The organism is Pseudomaricurvus alcaniphilus, from assembly GCF_011440395.1.
Taxonomy (GTDB): Bacteria; Pseudomonadota; Gammaproteobacteria; order Pseudomonadales; family Cellvibrionaceae; genus Pseudomaricurvus; species Pseudomaricurvus alcaniphilus.
The window spans coordinates 425916-446928 of the sequence record NZ_JAAOIX010000001.1; the positions used below are offsets into that span (position 1 = coordinate 425916).

At 57.2% G+C, this 21013-nt stretch carries 17 protein-coding genes and 1 tRNA gene; 7 read left to right on the plus strand and 11 right to left on the minus strand.

Annotated features, from left to right (window positions below):
• Nucleotides 1–112 precede the first annotated feature (112 nt).
• The 8 genes from clpX to G8764_RS01840 all read right to left on the minus strand — a co-directional run bounded on the left by clpX (nucleotide 113) and on the right by G8764_RS01840 (nucleotide 10112).
• Nucleotides 113–1429, minus strand: a complete 1317-nt coding sequence (clpX, locus tag G8764_RS01805; protein ID WP_166161284.1) for an ATP-dependent Clp protease ATP-binding subunit ClpX — start codon at nucleotides 1427–1429, stop codon at nucleotides 113–115.
• Nucleotides 1430–1637: 208 nt separating this feature from the next.
• The gene (gene clpP / locus G8764_RS01810; RefSeq protein WP_166161286.1) at nucleotides 1638–2276 is read right to left on the minus strand and encodes an ATP-dependent Clp endopeptidase proteolytic subunit ClpP; all 639 of its coding nucleotides are present in this window, start codon (nucleotides 2274–2276) and stop codon (nucleotides 1638–1640) included.
• A 189-nt stretch (nucleotides 2277–2465) separates the two neighbouring features.
• Nucleotides 2466–3785 carry a trigger factor gene (gene tig / locus G8764_RS01815; protein WP_166161288.1) on the minus strand — a complete coding sequence of 440 codons (1320 nt, stop codon included), beginning with the start codon at nucleotides 3783–3785 and terminating at the stop codon, nucleotides 2466–2468.
• A gap of 90 nt (nucleotides 3786–3875) precedes the next feature.
• Nucleotides 3876–3960 (minus strand) — tRNA-Leu (locus tag G8764_RS01820).
• A gap of 161 nt (nucleotides 3961–4121) precedes the next feature.
• Complete coding sequence (locus tag G8764_RS01825) at nucleotides 4122–5015, minus strand: TraB/GumN family protein (protein ID WP_166161290.1); 894 nt, start codon at nucleotides 5013–5015, stop codon at nucleotides 4122–4124.
• A gap of 136 nt (nucleotides 5016–5151) precedes the next feature.
• Entirely contained in the window at nucleotides 5152–7302 is a 2151-nt protein-coding gene (gene fadB, locus G8764_RS01830) for a fatty acid oxidation complex subunit alpha FadB (RefSeq protein WP_166161292.1), read from the minus strand.
• Nucleotides 7303–7584: 282 nt separating this feature from the next.
• Entirely contained in the window at nucleotides 7585–8115 is a 531-nt protein-coding gene (locus tag G8764_RS01835) for a helix-turn-helix domain-containing protein (protein WP_166161294.1), read from the minus strand.
• A gap of 98 nt (nucleotides 8116–8213) precedes the next feature.
• Nucleotides 8214–10112, minus strand: a complete 1899-nt coding sequence (locus tag G8764_RS01840; RefSeq protein ID WP_166161296.1) for a beta-ketoacyl synthase — start codon at nucleotides 10110–10112, stop codon at nucleotides 8214–8216.
• A gap of 161 nt (nucleotides 10113–10273) precedes the next feature.
• Between G8764_RS01840 and G8764_RS01845 the strand changes: the two genes are divergently transcribed.
• Nucleotides 10274–11272, plus strand: coding sequence for a GlxA family transcriptional regulator (locus G8764_RS01845; RefSeq protein ID WP_166161298.1), 999 nt, complete (start codon nucleotides 10274–10276; stop codon nucleotides 11270–11272).
• Between the two features lie 86 nt (nucleotides 11273–11358).
• Here the strand turns inward: G8764_RS01845 and G8764_RS01850 are convergent, their stop codons facing one another.
• Nucleotides 11359–12006: a class I SAM-dependent methyltransferase gene (locus tag G8764_RS01850; protein ID WP_166161300.1), complete on the minus strand. Its 648-nt coding sequence runs from the start codon at nucleotides 12004–12006 to the stop codon at nucleotides 11359–11361.
• Between the two features lie 177 nt (nucleotides 12007–12183).
• Nucleotides 12184–12705, minus strand: a complete 522-nt coding sequence (locus tag G8764_RS01855; RefSeq protein ID WP_166161302.1) for an Hsp20 family protein — start codon at nucleotides 12703–12705, stop codon at nucleotides 12184–12186.
• A gap of 700 nt (nucleotides 12706–13405) precedes the next feature.
• On the opposite strand from G8764_RS01855, the gene G8764_RS01860 reads away from it, so the two are divergent.
• The 6 genes from G8764_RS01860 (at nucleotide 13406) to selD (ending at nucleotide 20643) form a co-directional block, all read left to right on the plus strand.
• Nucleotides 13406–13726 carry an HPF/RaiA family ribosome-associated protein gene (locus G8764_RS01860; RefSeq protein WP_166161304.1) on the plus strand — a complete coding sequence of 107 codons (321 nt, stop codon included), beginning with the start codon at nucleotides 13406–13408 and terminating at the stop codon, nucleotides 13724–13726.
• A 377-nt stretch (nucleotides 13727–14103) separates the two neighbouring features.
• A complete protein-coding gene (mnmH, locus tag G8764_RS01865; protein WP_166161306.1) occupies nucleotides 14104–15210 on the plus strand; it encodes a tRNA 2-selenouridine(34) synthase MnmH in 1107 nt (368 codons plus the stop codon).
• Nucleotides 15211–15237: 27 nt separating this feature from the next.
• Nucleotides 15238–16113 (plus strand): putative selenate ABC transporter substrate-binding protein, encoded by an 876-nt coding sequence (locus tag G8764_RS01870; protein ID WP_166161308.1) that lies wholly within the window; start codon nucleotides 15238–15240, stop codon nucleotides 16111–16113.
• Complete coding sequence (locus G8764_RS01875; protein ID WP_166161310.1) at nucleotides 16103–16786, plus strand: ATP-binding cassette domain-containing protein; 684 nt, start codon at nucleotides 16103–16105, stop codon at nucleotides 16784–16786. The genes G8764_RS01870 and G8764_RS01875 overlap by 11 nt, the downstream gene beginning before the upstream one ends.
• A gap of 3 nt (nucleotides 16787–16789) precedes the next feature.
• Complete coding sequence (locus tag G8764_RS01880; protein WP_207951628.1) at nucleotides 16790–18304, plus strand: PhnE/PtxC family ABC transporter permease; 1515 nt, start codon at nucleotides 16790–16792, stop codon at nucleotides 18302–18304.
• A gap of 65 nt (nucleotides 18305–18369) precedes the next feature.
• A complete protein-coding gene (selD, locus tag G8764_RS01885) occupies nucleotides 18370–20643 on the plus strand; it encodes a selenide, water dikinase SelD (RefSeq protein WP_166161312.1) in 2274 nt (757 codons plus the stop codon).
• Nucleotides 20644–20661: 18 nt separating this feature from the next.
• Here selD and G8764_RS01890 read toward each other — a convergent pair whose 3' ends face one another.
• Entirely contained in the window at nucleotides 20662–20979 is a 318-nt protein-coding gene (locus G8764_RS01890; protein WP_166161314.1) for a hypothetical protein, read from the minus strand.
• Nucleotides 20980–21013: the final 34 nt, after the last annotated feature.

The following is a 21013-nucleotide window of genomic DNA, read 5'->3' on the forward strand; positions in this document are numbered from 1 at the left end:
CATAAAGAATGGGGTCAACTGTGCCCAATTACAATATTTGCGGGTACAAAAAAGACAAAAGGAGGCTCAGAGGCCTCCTTTTGTCCAGGTTTCGCGTCGCGTTCAGCTCCGTTTACTCGTCGGGAGCGACTTTTTGCTTTGGCGGTGCGGGCAACTCTTCGGCTTCCTGAGTCTCGTACACCAGCAGCGGTTCAGACTCCCCGCGTATCACCGAGTCATCTACGACCACTTTACTGACGCCTTTCTCCGAGGGGATCCGGTACATGGTATCAAGCAGCACTGATTCCATAATCGAGCGCAGGCCGCGAGCACCTGTTTTACGGTCCATGGCTTTCTTGGCTACCTCTTCCAGGGCATCCTTACGGAAATCCACTTCTACCCCTTCCATTTCGAAGAGTTTGCTGTACTGCTTGGTCAGCGAATTCTTCGGCTCGGTGAGAATCTGCACCAACGCCTCAAGATCCAGCTCTTCCAGCGTCGCAATCACTGGCAGTCGACCGACAAACTCGGGAATAAGGCCGTAGCGCACCAAATCTTCCGGCTCCAGGTCCTTGAAGGTTTCACCCACATCTTTCTTGGCATTCTTGCTCTTTACCTCCGCACTGAAGCCAATACCGCCTTTTTCCGAGCGATCGCGGATGATCTTGTCCAGCCCGGCAAACGCGCCGCCGCAGATAAACAGAATATTGGAGGTATCGACCTGCAAGAATTCCTGCTGGGGATGCTTGCGCCCCCCCTGCGGTGGCACAGAGGCCACGGTGCCTTCGATCAACTTGAGCAAGGCCTGCTGAACACCCTCACCGGAAACATCCCGGGTGATGGACGGATTGTCCGACTTACGCGATATCTTGTCGATTTCATCGATATAGACAATACCCTGCTGGGCCTTCTCCACATCGTAATCGCACTTTTGCAACAGCTTCTGGATGATATTTTCCACATCCTCACCCACATAACCGGCCTCGGTCAGTGTGGTGGCATCGGCAATGGTAAAAGGCACATTCAGCAATCGAGCCAGGGTCTCGGCCAGCAGGGTTTTACCGCTGCCCGTCGGGCCCACCATCAGGATATTGCTTTTACCCAGCTCAATATCTTCTTTCTCTTTCTTTTTCTCGGAGGCGCGCAAGCGCTTGTAGTGGTTGTACACCGCCACTGCCAGCACTTTCTTGGCCCTTTTTTGACCAATTACGTAGTCATCGAGAATATTAGAAATTTCTTTCGGAGTTGGCAGGCGCTTGCTGCTGCTCTCCGACGTGCTTTCCTGAATTTCTTCGCGAATGATATCGTTGCAGAGATCCACACACTCATCACATATAAACACCGACGGGCCAGCAATCAGCTTGCGCACTTCGTGCTGGCTCTTACCGCAAAACGAGCAGTAGAGCAGCTTGCCGTTGTTATCCCCATTATCACCTGTGTGGTCGGTCATTAAACCTCTCCAAATTACCCACTTTAAAGCCGCTTGCTACATAACAATGCGTTCAACAGCCAAAATTTTCAAGTTCGTCCTATTATTATGTCAGAACAATTACAAATCAATTGCCCTAATAATACGCCAAAAATAGCTAAGCAGACCATTGCCTGGCGGTAAAATACACCGCCAGGCACCCAATTCCGCCCCACCTGGCAGCGGTGGATTACAGCGCCGGGCCGCTGCGGTGAGTGAGCACCTCATCAATCAGCCCATAGGCGCGGGATTCATCGGCACTCATAAAATTGTCCCTTTCTGTATCCAGCGCAATGCGGTCCATATCCTTACCTGTATGATAGGCCATAATCTGGTTCAGGCGGTCGCGGGTTTTCAGTATTTCCTGGGCGTGGATATGAATATCCGTGGCCTGGCCCTGGGCCCCACCACTGGGCTGATGAATCATAGTGCGGGCATTGGGTAGCATATAGCGCTTGCCCTTGGCGCCGGCGGTAAGCAGAAACGCACCCATGCTGCACGCCTGGCCGATACACATGGTACTGACGTCGGGCTTGACGAACTGCATGGTGTCATAAATTGAGAGGCCTGCAGTGACCGAGCCACCGGGCGAATTGATGTACAGGTGGATGTCCTTGTCGGGGTTTTCGGCTTCCAGGAACAGCAGCTGGGCCACCACCAAATTGGCCATATGGTCTTCCACCTGCCCTACCATAAAGATAACCCGCTCTTTCAGGAGCCGGGAATAGATGTCAAATGAGCGCTCACCACGGGCGGTTTGCTCAATTACCATTGGCACCAGAGCACTCTGGATAGCTGGTGTTTGGGTACTATTATCGAAGTTTGACATACAGTTTAATTACTTCCCTTTTGTTACAAATCGCTATAAAAGCCACCCGTTTTGCACTCGGTGGACACGTTTGGTGGGAGCTTAAACCGTGAGAAAGATATATTCCAGAGCAACTGCAGAATTGCAGAAGATTTTGCTGCGAAACAGATGTTTCGCAGCCTTTTTGGTCAACATTCAACCAGGGTGTTTTTACTCTTGCTCGCCACCCGCTTGCTTGACAACCTCTTCGTAGGTGCTGGCAGTCTCGGTGACTTTGGCGCCATCGAGAACGTGATCAACCACCTGGTCTTCCAGTACTGCAGACTCAACGCTGGCCAGCAGCTGCTGGTTGGAGTAGTAGTAATTAACCACCTCTTCCGGCTCCTGGTAGGTTGACGCCATTTCGTCAATCATGGCGCGGACACGATCACTATCCACTTTGATATCGGCAGCCTTAACGATTTCTGCAACAATCAAGCCCAGTGCCACGCGGCGCTCTGCCTGCTCTTTGAACATATCATCGGGCAGCAGTGACTTGAGATCCATATTCGGCTGGGCACCACCAAACTGCTGCATCATCTGGTTGCGCAGCGTCTCGATCTCGCCGCTGATCAGCGCTTTGGGCAGATCCACCTGATGAGCCTCTATCAGCTTGTCCATGACCTGGTTTTTAACCTTGGTCTTGGCGGCATTTTTCAGCTCGCGCTCCATGTTCTTGCGCACTTCGGCGCGAAATTCGGCCTCATCCTTGCCTTCGATGCCGTATTTGGAGTAGAACTCCTCATCCAGCTCGGGCAGGGTTTTCTCCGCTACACTATTGACCTTGACCTGGAACTCAACTGCCGCACCTTTCAGGTCTTCGGAGTGATAGTCGTCGGGGAACGTCAGCGACAACACTTTCTCTTCGCCCGCCTGCATACCGACGATACCGTCCTCGAAGCCCGGAATCATTGAACCGGTGCCCAATTCCAGCTTCTGACCTTCAGCCTTGCCGCCCTCGAACTCTTCGCCGTCTTTGGTGCCGGTGAAGTCGATATTGACCTGGTCTCCGATGGCTGCCGGGCGCTCCACGTCACTCCAGCTGGCCTGCTGCTGGCGCAGGGTATCGATCATTTTATCGATATCGGCATCCTGAACTTCGGCTGTCAGCTTCTCGATTTCAAATCCGGCGATATCGCCAAGGGCGATCTCCGGATAGACTTCAAAAGTGGCGACAAACTCGACATCCTTGCCCTCGGTCATTTCTTTTGGCTCGATGGCTGGCTGTCCGGCGGGACGCACATCTTCCTGCTGAATGGCGTCATAGAAGGAACGGCTCATCACCTCACCGATCACCTCCTGCCGCACACCAGCACCGAAGCGCTGCTTAACTACTTTCAAGGGCACTTTACCCTTGCGAAAACCGTTCAGGCGCACAGTCCTGGCGGCTTCCTGCAAGCGCTTGGTGACTTCAGATTCTACTTGTTCAGCCGGGATGCCTACCGTCATACGACGCTCAAGGCCGGTGGTCGTTTCGATTGAAACCTGCATGGTGTTCCTCGTAAAAATCAGATCAATACCTAATAGGGTATTTCGTGCTTTGACAGGCCCGGCAAACTTTACCCAGGCAACTGTCAGGTATGGTGCGGACGGAGAGACTTGAACTCTCACACCTTGCGATACTAGAACCTAAATCTAGCGCGTCTACCAATTCCGCCACGTCCGCGTAGCCTACTTTTTAGAACCTGACTAAGGTTTTGCCCGCAACCCTTTGATTTTCTTATGAATTTCAAAAACCCAAAGCAGGGCTGCCGGTTAAGGGGTGGAGATTTTGCCACACTCACCAGCGCTGATCAACTGTGCAGTGCGGCATTCACGGGTATTTGCTTATTGAATCCGGGTTAATTGATAACCCTGGCCCTGCAGCAACGCCCGCAGACCCTGCGCGCCCACAATATGGCCAGCGCCCACCACTACGAACAGTTTTTTACCCTGTTGCAGCTGCGCCACCAGTTTGTCCAGCATATTCCGGTTGCGCGTTTGGTAGAGCATCTCCCCCAGGTCGGACTCTCCGGCGCCCAGGATACCGATTGTTCGCTGCTCCAACTCGCGCTCATCACCCTGGCGCCAGGCCTCAATAATAGTCGCCAGCATTGCCGGGCCGTTGCTGTAGTCCGAGAGGGTCTGCAGAAGAAACTCTATCTGCCGCTGGCTGCTCATCCGGTCGAAGACCGCCAACTGCTGCGCAACCGTCTCCAATGGCAGGATCCCCATCTCTCCCGGAACCTGGCGCGCCTGCTGCAAGAAAAATTGATCGACCCCGAGATGTTCACTATACCCGCCAGCGCGAATCTGCCCTGCAGTCAGGATAAACGCCACCAGCCAGGGTTTCAGGCCCGACAACAGCGACGGTGTCAGCCCTTGCCCCCGAGCGATTGCCGCCAACCGCTGCCACTGCTGGTGTGACAGTTGCTGCTCCAGGTTGACTCCAGCGGGATAACTGCCCAGCTGCATAAGCTCGCGACCGGATGGGGTAGCAGCGCCGGGCGCGATATCCAGCTCAACCGCCAGTACCTCACTGGCAGCAAACGCCTGCATAACCTGGTCCGACAAAGGGTACATCGACTCGTTGCCAAAATGCACCGAACCGAACAGATAGGCCTGCGCCGCGCCATCCTCACCGCTCACCTGCCATAAGGCCGGCGCGGCCAAAACCGGCCGCACCAGGCAGGCAGCGGCCATCAGCAGCATGAACAAGGGGTTAAAATAACGCAGTTTCATCAGCTGGCTAATACCATAACCCTAATCACGAACATTCCAGGCAGAACCAAGAGCCCACTCCACTCCGACCTTGCATCGGCCCGGTGAAAAGCCAACCCACCACTCCCGCCAGCCGGATTCCCGGCCGTCGATGGCATCAGGCGTAATAACTTTTGCCTGCGGCCGCCATGGCTCGCTGCTGCTCGGTAACCTGGTACAATTTGCCCAGATGTTGGTATTTATCGCTGTAAGCGACCAATTTTGCCAGACCAATACTGTCTGCCCAGCGAAACACTCCGCCACGGAAAGCTGGAAAGCCGAGGCCATAGACCAGTGCCATATCGGCTTCCGCCGCGGTCCCCACGATGCCCTCTTCGAGGCAACGGGCCATCTCGATCACCATAGGCAACATGCAACGAGCGACGATCTCCTCGTCGTCAAAGTCCCGCCGCGGCTCACTGACGGCGGCAATCAGGTCATAGACTTCCGCCGACGCCATCTTTTTCGGGCGGCCGCGCTCATCGGCTTCATAGCTGTAAAATCCCTTGCCATTTTTCTGGCCGAATCGGTTATTTTCATACATGACATCGGCACAAGTCTTGCCACTTTTCGCCATTCGATCCGGAAAGCCCTCTGCCATAACCTCTTCGCAGTGATAACAGGTGTCGATACCGACTACATCGCTCAGGTATGCAGGCCCCATCGGCCAGCCCCACTGCTCCATCACCTGGTCTACCTTTTGAAAGTCGGCGCCATCGCGGACCAGTCCGGCAAAACCGGCAAAATAGGGGAACAGGGTACGGTTGACCAGAAACCCCGGGCAATCGTTAACCACAATGGCCTTTTTACCCAGTGAGTTGGCATAGGCGACCGTTCGTGCAATGGCTTCATCGGAAGTTTTTTCACCCCGTATGACTTCCACCAGGGGCATGGCGTGAACCGGGTTGAAGAAGTGCATGCCGCAGAAATTTTCCGGGCGCTGCAGGGCTTCGGCCAGGTAGGTTATGGAAATAGTCGACGTATTCGAGGTGAGAACGGCCTGTTCGGAGACATTTCGCTCCACTTCAGCCAATACCGCGTGCTTTACTTTCGGGTTTTCGACCACAGCCTCGACCACGATATCGACCTTATCGAAACCCTCATAGGTCAGAGTGGGCTTGATACCACTGAGGATTTGCTGCATTTTCTCCGCCGTCATCTGGCCCTTGCTGACACGCTTGTTGAGCAGCTTGCTGGCTTCCTTGATACCCAGGTCGAGACCCGCCTGGGCGATATCCTTCATCAATATAGGCGTACCGGTATAAGCTGATTGATAGGCGATGCCGCCCCCCATAATACCCGCCCCCAGCACGCCGGCTTTGGCCACTTGATGTTGCGCTTTTTTCTCCCAACCGCGGGCTTTTTTTGCCAACAACTGGTCACTCAGGAACATGCCCACCAACGCAGCCGCTGAGGGCGTAGCGAAGACTTTGGTAAAGGCCTTCTTCTCCACTGCCAGGGCCTCATCGCGCCCGAGCCCCGCGCCCTGCTGAATGGCGTCCAGTGCCGTCATGGGCGCCGGGAAGTTCGGCCCCACTTGCTTCGCCAGGGCTGCCCGCAACCTATCAAATTCGGCCTGCAATGCAGCCGGATTGTCGCTTACAGGCGCCCGCTTTGTTTGCCGCCGTGACTGGAAGTCCAACTCGCCGTCGATGCACTGCTGCAGTGTCGCCAGCGCAGATTCGCGCAGTGCATCGGGAGCGACCACTTTGTCGATCACACCCGCCTGCAGGGCTGCCTCGGCTTTTTGGTTGCGGCCCGAGGCAATCCAGTTAATCGCCGTTTCACAACCGGCCAGGCGGGACAAGCGCACGGTACCGCCCCACCCGGGAATCAAACCGAGATTGGTTTCTGGCAAGCCGACCTGGGCGCCACTGCTGGCGACCCGATAATCGCATCCCAGACAGAACTCCAGCCCGCCGCCCAGCGCAAAGCCATTGATGGCCACCACCACGGGCACCTTCAAGTCTTCGATTCGATTGAAATTTTGGACATTCTGGTCCAGGTGCGCAGCGACTGCGTCGGCACCCTCGGCGAACAGCGGGACAAATTCCGTTATGTCGGCGCCGACGATAAATACACCCTTGCCACTGGTCACCAGCACCCCCTGCAGGGACGGTTGCGCCTCCAGCGCTGCAATCGCTTTATCCAGCTCGGCGACCGTGCGAGTATCGAACTTGTTAACCGACTCCCCCTGTAAATCGAAATTAAGCTCGGCAACATCACCGTCTAGCAATTTGACTGACAGGGTGGTTCCTTCAAATATCATGTATGACCTCATAAATTCTTTTTTGGATGACGACGCCATGTCGCCCGGGGGATCTGGCCTGGGGCAGTTGAACCAGCCATCGACGCCAGTGAAATCAGCGCACGACCAAAAACAAGTACGGCAGTATACCGTTTCATATCCGACCCTTGAACCATTTTTTCAGGAGCCGCGACACGACAAACAGCAAGGCGATGCAAGACGATTGTGCGGTGCGTTCGACACGAGCAACACAAAAAAACGGGATTCTGCTGTTGTTGATCCTGGCGTCGCAGCCGTGACCGGCTACTCGAGAGTGGCCTGCACCCACTGCACTTCGCCCTGCAATGGCTCCAGCCGGAACGGCGTGGTGGTGTAAAGGGTCAGGCTGTCTCCCCGCCGCAAGGTCTGGCTACCGGACAGGGAACTGAAGACTGCCTCCCCCGCAGTCACCAGCAGCAGAGTGGTATGACGCGCCAGCAGATTCAAGGGCGAATCGCCTGCGCTGTGACTGAAAACCCGCAGCTGGATATCACCGCCGCGCCCACGAGCCTCAGCCTGCAGACCTGCGGACAACATATGTCCTGCGACACTGTTGCCGGGTACCGTATGGGCCACAATCTTTTGCCGGGCGATATCGATGGCAAAGAAATCTGGCAGGGAAATGGGGAAGCCTTTTAAAACTTTTTCGAGGGATAATACCGACGGACTGACGGCCCCCTGTTCAATCACCGAGATGGCGCTATTGGGAATGCCGGCGCGTTTAGCCAGCTCGCGCTGCGACCAACCATAAAATTCGCGCAGCGCTTTCAAGCGTATACCAAGCTGTGACGCCATAAAGTAACCCGACCACTGGAGAAAACGGGCACCATACTACCAGCTCGCCAGCCACTCTCCTATCGGTTGCAACAAAGCCGCCACCCTACCAGTGGAATTCAGTCGCGCATATCCTGATAGCGGTCGCAAGCCTTGTACTCAATGGGCTTATCCAGGCCGGGGATTGTAATCCTGGCGTCGGAGATGGTCATCGCCTTGTCGTCAATCAGCTGCTCGCCGAAATTATAGACAATATTGAACTGGCCATGAGTGGCTGCTCGATCATACTCCAGCGCTCGTTCGCGCACGCCTTGCAGACGCTCCTCATAGGCGGCCATGACATCGGGACTGTAGCGCTTGGCCAACATCGACTTGACTACCGACGGCGCGATAATCACGCCGGTCGCATTATTGCCTCCGAAACCCTTGGAGTTAATAAACGCCACTTGCAACTGTTCAATCGGAGTATCCGTGGTGGAAATATGCAGCCGCTCCCCGTGCACATCATCCGCCACCCGGTCAATGGTTTTGATGCCCGGCACCAGCCCGTATTCGAAGGAACCCAGCGCGGCCACCAGCTGATCGCCGCTGGCCGGCCCAATGGAGTGCCCGACATAGGCTTTTACCGCGGCAATCGGCCAGTCGGTAATATCAAAAGCACCGGCGATGCGATCAAACAGCTCCGACTCGGTTACCCGGTTAGCCGGCGTGCTGGAACCGTGGGCATGCACCATGCTGTGCTTGCGCACCGCGTCCATCCCCAGCAGGTCCCTGGCGGCGGCCACCGCTTTCGCCAAGGTAATATAATTGCCGGGTCCCGGTGCGGAGATGGATTTTTTAAACCCGTCGGCGTTAATAAACACATCGGTGGCGGCGCCGTAAACCTGGGCCCCCAACTCAACCGTCAGCTCATCGTCCATCAGAACCACAAACTGGCTGGACTCGGCAATAGTAAAGCCGCAATTGTCCCCGAATGGGCGGCTGGAGCGACGCAGGTCAGGGCTGTCACAACCCTCAATCTTTTTCAAACCATCGAGCGTACCAAGGGCACTCATGGCGGCAAAGCCGTCGATGATTTCCTGAGTTACCGGCGCCTCGCTATTGCCCACCACCACGACCCGCGAGCGACCCGACTGGATCGCTTCAATACCCATTTTCAGGTTGTAGAGAAATGTGGCACAGGCGCCTGTAGCACAACCGGTAGTACCGACATTACCCAGCACATAAGCGTTGACAAAATCCGCTGGCATCGTATTCAAGCCCAGCGGTAACTGTTTGGCGGAAACACGGCCACCCTTGAGCCGCGACTGCATCATTCCGCCGAGGCCGTTTTCATCCAGCTGGCTCATAACGTTGCCGGCATAGACCGCAATCTCATCCGGATTGACCGACGCCCGAATCGTCTCCCAGGGAATGCCTACAGAGTGCAGGGCGTCACTGACCCCGACGATAGTCATCTGCAGTGCGCGCGGGTGAAAGCGGGAATTGTAGAGCTCACCCGGATCAAAATTGGTCGGCAGTTGACCCGCTGACTTGACTGGCATGTCCCGGGTAGATTCGACTCTTACCTGGCAGTTTTCCGCCAGTTCAACTTTAAAATCCCCGCTCGGCAACTCGGACACAGACCAACTGGCCGGCAGCGGATCGGGCAACTGTCGCCGCGACACGACGAACGACACGGGTCCGGCTTCCGGCATAACAGTGAGTGATTGTTGCCAGGGGGTGGCATCCACATCAAAGTAGGTCTTTTCAATACGCCGGATCAGGGTCGCCTGCAGGATCTGCTCACCGTAGCGGGCTTCAATCTCCGCCGCAGTCAATGGATTGCCATCGCGGTCCTGAAAACCGTCCGAGTTGGCGTTAATGATCCTGGTCATCACGCCGAGCCCGGCCAGGGTTTCCTGGCGCGTGGCTGCATCCAGACTCTCAATAACCATGCGCCGAAAACCGTGATGAAAGGAGCTTCGACCCGCTGCGTTATAACCGCCAAAGCCGACAATAATGGGCAAACGTGACATATCCAACCTCTGCGGAATAGTATTTAGTTCATGTGTCAACAGTTTAGAAGCAGTACCCCCTTTGATGTTACTGGCATGCTGGCCATAATTTAGGGTATATTAGCCAAACGCCACACCTTATCACTTTACGCTCACCGAACGGGCACTCTTCCAGGGTAATAATGCGCAGAAAACTCGCCGCCACCTTTCTCGTGATCGAGGATATGCTGGCAACCAGCATCACCCTGCCGATCGAAATGCTCAACCTGGCGGAAAGTGCTGCCAAGGGACACGACCGCAACGCCATGCGCCTCAATATTGCCTCGGCGTCGGTGCGCCGGGAGGCGGTTAAAACCCGGTCGGGCTTTACCCTGCAAGCCGACCTGGTGCTGGACAACATCGCCCACACCGACATGGTGATTATCCCTTCACTGTGGCGCAATCCGCGCCCTATTCTGCGTAAACACCCGGAGATCGTCGCCTGGCTGAAAACCCTGAATGAACAGGGCACAACCCTTATCGCCGTGGGCACCGGTGTCTGTTTCCTGGCGGAAGCCGGTGTTCTCAACGGCAAGGCAGCAACCACTCACTGGCATTATTTTGACCAGTTTCAGCGCGACTACCCCGACATTGACCTGAAGCGCCAATACTTTATCACCCAGGCGGGCAATATCTATTGCGCTGCCAGCGTCAATGCAGTGGCCGATCTCACAGTACACTTTATTCACCGCACCTACGGCAAGGACATTGCCAACCAGGTGCAGCGCAACTTCTCCCATGAAATCCGCCGCCCCTACGAATCCACCAGTTTCTACGACGACAAGTACCGCTTGCACCCGGACGAAAGTATCGTGCAGGCACAAATATGGCTGCAGGATAACAGCCAGCGGGAGATCTTTTTGAAAGACGTAGCCGCCAGGTTTGATATGAGCGTGCGCTCCTTTAATCGCCGTTTCAAGGCGGCAACGGGCAAGACGCCGCTGCAATACCTGCAGGAAATACGCATCGACATGGCCAAGGATCTACTTCAGACCAGCAACCTGTCGGTCAGCGAAATCGCCTACAAGGTCGGTTACCAGGATATCGGCTTTTTTTCCAGCCTGTTTAAAAAGCAACTTTCCACCACCCCTAGTGAATACCGCTCCATCGTCCGGGCCAAGCTGTTCAGCGCCGGCAGCTAGTGTAGTGCCTCGTATAACGTGTACATTCAGCAAGCCGCTAAAGGGCCAGATACGAGGCACTACACTAGTGTATCCGGGGCACCGCATTAGCCATGAGGCTTTTGCAGCAGCACCGTATCTGCGCCGCTAAACTCGACAGTGGCGCCCCAGCGGTGGGCCAGGTAGCGAAAGGTATCGGCGTGAAAGAAGCTGATATGGGTGGGATCGTTGCGGTAATGCCAGCCAGAAAAGGCCGACTGGTCACGCACCCGCTTGGTCATTATACCCAGCCAGCCACCTGGCTTGAGTAACATCCAGAGCTTGTCCAGCTCGGCCGCCGGCGCCGCCAGGTGCTCCACCACTTCGGTGGCGGTAATAAAATCGTAGCGGCTGGCCAGTGCCTCCGGGTCGGGAAAGTAAAAAATATCGAACACACTCACTTGGCAACCGGCCTCCCGCAGCATGGCTGCCAGCGCTGGCCCGGGACCACAGCCGAAGTCAAGGCCGCTGGCGCCGGGCTCGATTTTCTCCAGCACGGGATCCAGCATACGCTTGAGAAAACGTCGATATCCGGGGTCGTCGACACAGTTCTGGTGGCGGTCGTACTCCGCCTTTTCCTGTTCGCGGGAGAGATGAAAGCGGCGCGGTACAAACACCAGTTTACAGCGTCCGCACTGGCGGTAGTCACGGCGCACATCGGTATGGTAAGCGGTCGCATGAAAGCCGCACAAAGGGCAGTCAGGTGCCTCGGGCATAGCCTCTTTTCCCCTAACTGGCGCCAACATAAAGAAAAGCCGCAGGAACGGTGGCGAAACCGATCCTGCGGCCGGGTTAGACTTGAGCCCGGGGAGACAAGACAACAAAGCCCGGGCTATTTATTCCAGCCCACAGCCTCTGCAGCCGGGGCTAAGGAAGCCAAGAGCCCGCGCCCATCAAGCCACCCGGCTGCCCTGAGAGGGCAATTCAGTGCGGGCGGAATCATCACTGCTGTCACCCTGGCGGGCATCGGCGGTACGGCCGTCGAGAACAGCATCCGTCTGGATATTGATCGTACGCGGCTTCATGGCTTCGGGAATTTCCCGCACCAATTCCACATGCAGCAAACCGTTCTCCAAACGGGCATTTTCGACCTTGACGTGATCAGCCAGCTGGAAATGGCGCTCAAAATTGCGGGCCGCGATCCCCTGGTGGAGAAATTTCCTGGCGCCGGAGTCCTCCGCCTTCTTGCCGCTGATCTTGAGCGTGTTCTGCTCTGTTTCAATGTTCAGCTCTGCCCGGGTAAATCCCGCCAGAGCCATGGTAATTCGGTATTCGTTTTCGTCCAGCAGCTCGATATTGTAAGGCGGGTAACCACCCTGGGCCTGTTCGGCGCGGCTGAGGTTGTCCAACATATTCGCCATGCGGTCAAAACCAATGGCAGTACGGTACAAAGGGGAAAAATCAGTATTTCTCATGTGCATATCCTTTTCTAAAGCAATATGTAATTGGATCCGTCGATGACCAGATCAGTTAAAGCCTGAACCACTTCAGGCCGGTTAAGCCCCTCCAGCGAGCGAGCTTGTAACCTTAGATAGGGGCTTGTTATTTTTTTTCAAGGGCTGGCAAGTTTTTTTCAAGGGCTGGCAAGCCGAATTTTGCCAGACCGGTGCCAGCTTTTTATTGGGCCACGGCATTCCCGCCGGGCACGACAGCCTGGCCCAATCCTGTCTATAGCGTTTCCCAGACTGCCCTGGCCGAGACCGCGACGGCGTTAATAACCAAGACAGATGGCCAGGACAACTATAACCGGAACAGCAACGAGGAATAGTTTGAAAGTTCTGGCAAAAAAGCAGTTGAAATTTATTTTTTCAACGGCAATATAGGAAGTGAGGTGGCCACCTTTTTTGTTCGACTTTTCCAAGCTGACGGTATTATTCCCAGCCGGGTAGCTATTGAACAATGGTTTGCAAGCACAGCCAGATACGTGCAGTCGGGTGGTATGAATTTGCCTGGGGTCACGTATCGATACTGCCGTACGAACCGTCCGCTGAGACGGTCAGTTCAGTAGTGACGGCTGGTATAGCTTGTAAACACAGCCCATTGGTCAAACGCTCCTCGCCGCTGAGTTGATGCGCGCAGTGTACCTGGTAAAAGGCACACCCAAGGAGTACCTAAATGCAGAACCTCAACAACGTCGTCTACCGAGACCTGGAATCTTCCCAAGCCCTCACCAGCATCATCGACAAGAAGCTTAAAAAGCTGGCCCGCCTGTCCGATGACATCAACAGCAGCAGGGTGGTACTTGAGTCCCCCCATCAGCACAAGCACAAGGGTAAAATTTACCGGGCCCAGATTGAGCTGGCCGTAAAAGGCTCTGCCATAGCACTGCACAAAGACAGTGACTCGATTCACATTGCGGTTAGGGACGTCTTCAAAGCCGCCGAGCGCAAACTGAAAGAAACAAGCTCGAAACTGCACAGCAAACAACGTCACTAACCCGTTCACCAGACCAATACCTTAGGGTCATCGATTTTGGCGGGAACCGGCAGCAGGCAGGTTCCCGCCAACTCGCCGTTTCCAGCAACAGAGCACCTATATTATCGGGATTTATACTCCCGCTACCCGCCATAGCCGCCTCACTGAAATCCGCCCCACCTTTCCCTGTGGCCCGCCTTGTGCCACACTTGCCTCTTTTCGCCAACACCAGAACTGGACGCCATGCCTGTTTACGCCCTCTCTGCCGCCTCCCGGATCAATATTTGCGACGCCCCAAAAGCTATTTTCGGGCGCGACTGCCGCACCGGCGCAGCCGCTTCGGTCCGCCGCCAGTAAGCGCCCGGGAACTCCGCAGCCCTCGACCAGTTGACGCCTCCATGACTCATCGACCCGACACCCAGGACTACCGCACGCTGTTTCTTCAGGACGTGCCATTGCTGGATGTACGCGCGCCGGTGGAGTTTGCCAAGGGCGCATTCCCCACCAGTGTCAATGTGCCCCTCCTCGACGACGAGCAGCGCCACGCCATCGGCCTGCGCTACAAGAACAAGGGGCCGGACGCCGCGATCGAGCTGGGCTGGAAATTTGCCACCCAGGACGTGCGGGCGCAGCGATTGCGCGACTGGAAAGCCTTTATCGAGCGCCACCCCGATGGCTTTCTGTACTGTTTCCGCGGCGGTTTGCGCTCGCGCCTGAGCCAACAGCTGCTCAGGGATAATGGCGCACCCTATCCGCTGATCAAGGGTGGCTATAAAGCTATGCGCCGGTTCTTGCTCGATGAACTGGAGCACAATTGTGTTGCCGCGGCCCTGCTGGTGGTGGGCGGACGCACCGGCAGTGGCAAGACCCGATTGTTGCAGCGGGTTGCGGGGGCCGTTGATTTGGAACAGATTGCCAACCATCGCGGTTCGGCGTTTGGGCGCCAGCTCTCGCCCCAGCCCAGCCAAATCGATTTCGAAAACACACTCAGCATCGCCATTATGAAGCAGCGCCAGCACCACTCCCGTCTGGTCATGGAGGACGAGAGCCGCATGATCGGGCGCGTCAATATCCCGCTCAATTTGCGCGCTGCCCTGCAAGGGGCTGAACTCGCGGTGCTGGAAACGAGCATGGACGAGCGTGTGGCTATGGTGCTGGAAGATTATGTGACCCTGCCCTACCCCCGGTATTTAAAACAGTATGGCGAAGAGCAGGGCCGGCAGGTGTTCAGGGAACACATCCTCGGCAACCTGAAGCGAATTTCCAAGCGCCTGGGTAGCGACCGTTACCAGCAGCTGCAGCAGTTGTTTTGCGCGGGCCTGACAGCGCTGGAATCAACTGGCAGCACTGACGAGTTCCGCCCCGGTATCGAACGGCTGCTGACCCAGTACTACGACCCAATGTACGACTACCAGCAAGAGCAACGCCGGGGGCGAGAAGTCGTTCGCGGCTCCATGGACGATCTCATCAAATGGATCAGTGAGCACCGTACAGCACCACCCTAAACTTCAATCCGACCAGGAGAATCAAAAATGCGGTTATTGACTGTCTTAACAGCGCTGCTAATTTCCTCCCTCACCTCCCCGCTGCTGCGGGCTGAGGTATTCACCTTTACCGCCATACCGGATCAGGATGAGACCCGGTTGCAGGAGCGCTTTGACAAGGTTGCCAATTACCTGGAGCGCGAGCTCGGGGTGCCGGTGCGCTATCTGCCGGTGAAAAGTTACCCGGCGGCGGTGACCGCCTTTCGCAACAACCAGGTGCAGCTGGCCTGGTTCGGCGGCCTGTCCGGCGTTCAGGCCCGGCAATTGGTACCGGGCAGCAAGGCTATCGCCCAGGGCTATGAAGACCAGTTTTTCAAGTCCTACTTTATCGCCCATAAAAGCAGTGGCCTGCTCAAGCACACCAACCCTGGCCAATTCCCCGATGCCATCAGGGACAAGACCTTTACCTTTGGCTCCAAGGGTTCGACCTCGGGCCGGCTGATGCCCGAATACTATATTCGCCAACACTTCCAGGCCGCTCCGCAACAGGTATTCAGCCGGGTCGGCTTCAGCGGCGATCACAGTCGCACCATCGCCCTGGTGCAAGCTGGCGCCTACCAGGTCGGAGCGGTCAACTACCAGGTTTGGGAAACGGCCCTGGCAGAGGGCAAGGTCGACACTCAGCAGGTGGGCGTGATCTGGCAGACCCCAAGCTACCCGGATTATCAATGGACGGTGCGAGGCGACGCCGACCAGGCCTTCGGTGCAGGCTTTACCGCCAGGCTACAACGCACCCTGCTGGCACTGCAGGACCCGGAAATCCTGGCGACATTCCCGCGCCAGTCTTTCGTGACCGCCAGCAACGACGATTTTGCGCCGGTAGAGGCCACCGCTATCGCTATAGGATTGCTGGATGCCGAATGAGACCAGTGGTGGTCGCCAGCCCCCACTGTTTTCATTCCGGCGCGAGAGCCTGCGCTACCGGGCGCAACCGATACTCAACAACGTCGAACTTGACATTTACGCCGGCGAAAGCGTCGCCCTGGTGGGAAAATCGGGCGCCGGGAAGTCAACTCTGCTGAAAGCGCTGCGCCAACAGCAGTCCCGGTCAGTCGCCTGGTGTCCGCAGGACTGCGGGCTGGTGCCATCACTGAGCGTCTTCCACAACGTCTATATGGGCGGCCTTAACCGTCACAATGTCGCCTACAACCTGCTGGTGCTACTGAAACCACCGGGCCGGCCGGTGGCCGAAATCAGCACCTTGCTGGATAAACTGCACCTGCCGGAAAAGCTCTGGACCCCGGTCAGCCAGCTCTCCGGCGGCCAGCAGCAACGGGTCTCTATTGGCCGCGCCCTGTTCCAGCGCCAGCCAATTTTTCTCGGCGACGAGCCGGTGTCGTCGCTGGATCGCTACCAGGCCGACGCACTGCTGACATTGATCGCCTGCCATCACCCAACCCGGGTATTGGCTCTACACGATACCGAACAGGCACTACAAACCTGCAGCCGAATTATCGGTCTTCGCGCCGGCCATATCGTCCTCGACAGCCCTGCGGCCGAGGTTTCCCATCGCCAGCTGGCCCAACTGTATGTCTGACCCATGAGCCAGCCCGGGACAAACCAGCGCACGGCGCAACTGGACAGCTACGGGCAGATTCGCCGCACCACCTTCTGGTTTGCAGCCGCCGCCCTGGTCGGCCTGCTACTGGCCGACCTTGATATTGTCAACGCCAACCCCTGGACGGAGTTCGCCCGCATGGGCCAGGGCTTGTTGCACCCTGAGGTATCGTCCTGGGGCGAGCTGCTGGAGTGGACCGCCAAGACCCTGGCCTTCGCGGTGGAGGGCATGACCCTGGCGATCGCTCTCGGCATGCTGCTGGCGCTGCTGTACAGACATTGGTGGATTCGCGCCCTGTGCGCTTTTTTACGCGCCATTCACGAGCTGTTCTGGGCGTTGCTGTTTATCCAATGCCTTGGCCTCTCGCCCCTGAGTGGCGTGCTGGCGCTGGCCATTCCCTACGCCGGCACGCTGGCGAAAATTTACGGCGAACTGTTTGACGAAACCGACCCCCTGCCCCGCTCCACCCTGCTCCAGCCCAACGGTCTCAGTGCATTCCTGTTCACCACTCTGCCACTGGCCTGGAAACCACTGCTCACCTATACCAGCTATCGACTGGAGTGCGCCCTGCGCTCCAGCATCGTGCTCGGCTTTATCGGCCTGCCAACCCTCGGCTATCACCTGGAAAGCACCCTGCGCGAGGGCTACTATGCGCAGGCCGCGGCCCTGCTATACACCCTGATCCTGATGGTAATTGCGCTGAAATACGCGCTGCAAAAATTCCTGCTGCCCATCTACGTGCTGTTGGCATTCTGGTATTTGCCGCCAGTGGCCGAGGTCAAACCCGAATTTATTCTTCGCTTCTTTACCCAGGATATCGTTCCAGCCCCCCTGCAGGGGGGCTGGCAGGCGGATACTGGCAGTCGACTCTGGCAGTGGCTGCAACTGCTCTGGCAACAGCAAATGTGGCCGGGCCTGGCGAACACCCTTATCATCAGCCAGATTGCCCTGGTCAGCACTGCAGTTCTGGCGCTGTTGGCGTTCCCGCTAAACTCGCCCCATTTCACCGGCCGCGCCAGCCGTATTCTGGGGGACTCACTGCTGGTGGTGCTGCGCACCATCCCGGAATACCTGCTGGCGTTTGTGGTGCTGCTTTTTGTCGGCCCCTCGATGCTGCCGGCCATCATTGCCCTGACCCTGCACAATGGTGCAATTCTCGCCCACTTGCTGGGCGGCTTCAGTGCAGAGATTTGCCTGCGCGCCGATGCATGTCGAGGCATCAACCGCTATGCTTACGAAATTTTGCCGCGCCTGTATCGCCATTTTCTGGCACTGCTGCTCTACCGCTGGGAGGTCATCATGCGCGAGAGCGCTATACTGGGCATATTGGGGATAGCCACACTGGGGTTTTATGTTGACTCGGCGTTTGAGGAGTTCCGCCTGGATCGGGCCGCCCTGCTGATCCTCACCTCAGCGCTGCTGAATATTGGCATTGACAACCTCGCCCGCCATTTGCGCCGCCGGTTGCATTTATCCACAACCCCCGAAACTCTCTAGTCCCGGAGACAAGAACACCCTGTAAACACCAGGTCAACACAACACGGATACCCGAGTAAACCAACATGCGCAACACAGCCATCAATTATCGCGACCTCGTCCTTATCGGCGGCGGTCACAGCCACGCCCTGGTGTTGCGCAAGTGGGCCATGCAACCTCTGCCCGGGGTTCGCCTGACCCTGGTCTCGCCCAACAGCCTGACGCCCTACTCGGGCATGCTGCCCGGACTGATCGCCGGCAACTACAGTTTCGAAGAAACCCACATCGACCTGGCCCGCCTGTGCCAATTCGCCAATGCGCGCTTTATCCAGGCGGCGACAACCGGCATAGACCTGCAAACCCGCTCGGTGCAATTCGCCGAGCGCCCCGCCATCGGTTGCGATGTTTTATCGCTCAACACCGGTATTACGCCAGGGCTGCAGATAGACGGGGCCGCCAACTTCGGGGTTCCGGTCAAGCCTATTGCCGAGTTTTACCCCCGCTGGCAAGCGCTGGTGCAAGCACTGGAGCGCGACGATACAGCCGGGCCCTTTGAGCTGGCGGTGGTCGGCGGCGGCGCCGCAGGCGTCGAACTGGTTTTTGCTGTGCACCATGCGCTGGCCAGCAACTCCCGCATAACACGCAATGTGCGCTGTCACCTGGTTCACCAGGGCGAGCGGGTTCCGCAGAATTATCCCCGCGCCGTGCAGCAGCGTATCGGCCGCGCCCTGCAGGCTAAGGGCATTCAACTGCACTGCAACAGCCAGGTGAGCTCAGCGCTGCCCAATGCGCTGCACCTGGCCGGCGGCGAGCGCCTCCCGGTCGACGCTGTATTCTGGTGTACCCCGGCCAGCGCCGCCCGCTGGCCCGAAGCCTGCGGGCTGGCAACCGACACGGATGGCTTTGTCGCACTCAACGCCTTTTTACAGTCCACCAGTCACGATTGGGTATTCGCCGCCGGCGATATCGCCCAGCAAATTGCCACGCCCCGGCCGCGAGCGGGTGTGTTTGCCGTACGCCAGGCGCCAGTGCTTTTTGAAAACCTGCAGAACTACCTGACCGAACAACCGCTAAAAGCGTTTCGGCCGCAAAAATCCTACTTGAGCTTGCTCACCAGCGGCGGCCGCAGCGCCGTCGGCTGCCGCACAGCTGGCCTCTTGCCAACTGTTGCCGGCCACTGGGTTTGGCACTGGAAGCGCCGCATCGACCAAAAATTCATGGCCCAGTTTCAGCAGCTCACACTGCCCACAGGCATGCAGGATGAACCCGTGCACCCGGCCATCAGCGGCGAATTAGACCCTGCCAAAATTGAAGCCGCAGCCATGCGCTGTGGCGGCTGTGGCGCCAAAGTTGGCGCCACCATATTGCAGCGCGTCATGACCCAGTTGCATCCCGTCCATCAACAGGGTGTGGTTATCGGCTTACAGCAGCCCGACGACGCCGCAGCCATTCGCGTCCCCGATAAACAACTGCTGATCCAGAGCGTCGATGTGTTCAGGGCCCTGCTGGACGACCCCTGGCTGTTGGGCAAGATTTCCGCAGAACATTCGCTCAGTGATATTTTTGCCATGAATGCGCGACCTCACAGTGCGCTGGCCATCGCTACCCTGCCTTACGCGGCGGAAGACTTAATCGAACGGGATTTGCTGCAACTGATGTGCGGCGCCATGGAAGTGCTCAATGAACACCAGTGCGAACTGATTGGCGGCCACACCAGCGAAGGCGCTGAACTCAGCCTCGGTTTCTCGGTAAATGGCCTGGCGGACGAAGCGGCACTGCTACACAAGGCGGGCCTGCAGCCGGGGCATCGAGTGATACTGACAAAACCGCTGGGCACCGGCGCCCTGTTCGCAGCCCACAATCAATTGCTGGCCAAAGGCCCCTGGCTGGATGAAGCCATCAAGTGGATGCTGACCAGCAACAAGACTGCGGCGCAGATTTTCAGTGCCGTGGGGGCCAGCGCCTGCACTGACGTGACCGGGTTTGGTTTGCTCGGCCACCTGTTGGAGATGCTAAAACCCCAGCGCCTGCAAGCGGTGTTGGAGCTGCCGCAAATTCCGGCCCTGCCGGGTGTGGTGGCGCTGTTGCAGCGCGGTGTCACCTCCAGCCTGCACCCGGACAATATGCGCCTGCGCAGAGCCATCTGTGATCTCGAGCACTGGCCTCCCCACGACAACTACCAGTTGCTGTTTGACCCCCAGACGTCCGGGGGGCTACTCGGCTGCGTTCCCGCCGAACGGGTGAACGACTGCCTCGAGCAACTGCACGCGGCGGGATATACCGAGGCGACAGTCATCGGCGAGGTATGGGAGCAGTCATTTTCCAACCCCGACCACCCCTCAGTGGAACTGATTTCCTGAGGGCTGCGCCGGTGCGATTCAGCCGCCCTGCTTTTGCTTCAGGATCTGCAGGTATTTTGGCGTCGGACCGACATCCTCGTAGATGTTGAGCCCGTCTTCAACCCGGATAACCTTGTCACCTGCCACGTAGGGCATGGCCTCGACAATTTCGTGCACAGCGCTGTGGAGTAATTCACTGGTAATCGCTTCGGGAGTCTGGTTAAACACTTCAGCCAAAGCCTGCAGCTTCTGTATATCAGACTTCTTGACCGCGACTTCGAGGGTCTCAAGCTCTTCGGTATCTGCAGCGTTCTTGGTCCAGGCCTTCAAAATTTCTCGAAAACGACTATTCGACATAAGGTGACATCCGTGATTTCAACAAGTGCTGTAA

Excerpts from the sequence above, each read along its gene's own strand:
- G8764_RS01855 (WP_166161302.1), bottom strand. The coding sequence starts at position 12,705 with ATGAGAAATACTGATTTTTCCCCTTTGTACCGTACTGCCATTGGTTTT.
- tig (WP_166161288.1), bottom strand. The coding sequence starts at position 3,785 with ATGCAGGTTTCAATCGAAACGACCACCGGCCTTGAGCGTCGTATGACG.
- G8764_RS01860 (WP_166161304.1), top strand. The coding sequence starts at position 13,406 with ATGCAGAACCTCAACAACGTCGTCTACCGAGACCTGGAATCTTCCCAA.
- G8764_RS01835 (WP_166161294.1), bottom strand. The coding sequence starts at position 8,115 with ATGGCGTCACAGCTTGGTATACGCTTGAAAGCGCTGCGCGAATTTTAT.
- G8764_RS01890 (WP_166161314.1), bottom strand. The coding sequence starts at position 20,979 with ATGTCGAATAGTCGTTTTCGAGAAATTTTGAAGGCCTGGACCAAGAAC.
- G8764_RS01845 (WP_166161298.1), top strand. The coding sequence starts at position 10,274 with ATGCGCAGAAAACTCGCCGCCACCTTTCTCGTGATCGAGGATATGCTG.
- mnmH (WP_166161306.1), top strand. The coding sequence starts at position 14,104 with ATGACTCATCGACCCGACACCCAGGACTACCGCACGCTGTTTCTTCAG.
- clpP (WP_166161286.1), bottom strand. The coding sequence starts at position 2,276 with ATGTCAAACTTCGATAATAGTACCCAAACACCAGCTATCCAGAGTGCT.
- fadB (WP_166161292.1), bottom strand. The coding sequence starts at position 7,302 with ATGATATTTGAAGGAACCACCCTGTCAGTCAAATTGCTAGACGGTGAT.
- selD (WP_166161312.1), top strand. The coding sequence starts at position 18,370 with ATGCGCAACACAGCCATCAATTATCGCGACCTCGTCCTTATCGGCGGC.
- G8764_RS01825 (WP_166161290.1), bottom strand. The coding sequence starts at position 5,015 with ATGAAACTGCGTTATTTTAACCCCTTGTTCATGCTGCTGATGGCCGCT.
- G8764_RS01840 (WP_166161296.1), bottom strand. The coding sequence starts at position 10,112 with ATGTCACGTTTGCCCATTATTGTCGGCTTTGGCGGTTATAACGCAGCG.
- G8764_RS01870 (WP_166161308.1), top strand. The coding sequence starts at position 15,238 with ATGCGGTTATTGACTGTCTTAACAGCGCTGCTAATTTCCTCCCTCACC.
- clpX (WP_166161284.1), bottom strand. The coding sequence starts at position 1,429 with ATGACCGACCACACAGGTGATAATGGGGATAACAACGGCAAGCTGCTC.
- G8764_RS01880 (WP_207951628.1), top strand. The coding sequence starts at position 16,790 with ATGAGCCAGCCCGGGACAAACCAGCGCACGGCGCAACTGGACAGCTAC.
- G8764_RS01850 (WP_166161300.1), bottom strand. The coding sequence starts at position 12,006 with ATGCCCGAGGCACCTGACTGCCCTTTGTGCGGCTTTCATGCGACCGCT.
- G8764_RS01875 (WP_166161310.1), top strand. The coding sequence starts at position 16,103 with ATGCCGAATGAGACCAGTGGTGGTCGCCAGCCCCCACTGTTTTCATTC.